General features: G+C 62.9%; 1 protein-coding gene. It reads right to left on the reverse strand.

The features are described from left to right. Positions 1–848: phage tail protein (locus tag SB725_RS30065; RefSeq protein ID WP_410923007.1), on the reverse strand; the 848-nt coding region annotated here is incomplete at both ends.

Below are 848 nucleotides of genomic sequence, written 5' to 3' on the forward strand. Positions count from 1 at the left end.
GCCGCCCCGGATACGCTCAGCGTGCGCGCTGTTTCCAATTGGGTGGCCGCCACCGCGGTTCCGTCGACGGGCAAAGCATCGGTGATGCCGTAGCCATCCAGAGTGGTCGGGTTGGTACCGGCGACCACCCGCCCAAGGGCATCGACGGTGACACTGCGAAAGGTCCCTACGCCTGCCCCACTGCCACCCGCGATCATGTCGAACTGCAAACTGGTGGTACCGAGGTTGATCGGCGCGTCGGTGACCAACTGCCAGAGGCTGTCGCCGTTGGTCGTGCCCTGCTCGACGTGGATAAACAGCCCCGGGGTCACTTCCAGGCTGTTGTCGGCATCGGCGGCCCGCGTCCAGCTGTCGGCGCTGGCGACATAGATCCCGTTGTCCTGTGCCAGCGCCTGAGCGGTGACCAGCACTCGGTCACCGGTGGCCACAGCCACGTCATCGACCGTCTGCAGATTGCTGAGGGTAATGGCGGCGGTCGCTGCCACTCGCGCCGATTGTTTGTGATCCAGCTTGGCCAGTTCCTCCTGAATCTTGAGGTCCACGTATTCACGCGTGGCCAGCACGACGGCTGGGTCAATCTTCAGCACGATGTTCGCCGAGCTGCTGACGATGAAATTCATCCGCACGACCTGAGTCTTGCCGCTGCCCTGGTCGAGCAACGGTTTATAGCTCGGCGCACAGTTGGCCACCGCCACCAGGTCGCCGTCGACGTCATATAGACCGATCTCGCGAATCCACTCGCCGCCTACTTCGGGCGGAATGATTTGCTCGGTGATCACTGTGTTGGGGTTGGCCGGATCGACTCGGATCTGATTGATCGGCGCCCGGCGCCATTCGTTGATCAACTG

This window comes from Pseudomonas sp. SIMBA_041 (genome assembly GCF_046535095.1).
GTDB classification, from domain to species: Bacteria; Pseudomonadota; Gammaproteobacteria; order Pseudomonadales; family Pseudomonadaceae; genus Aquipseudomonas; species Aquipseudomonas mucoides.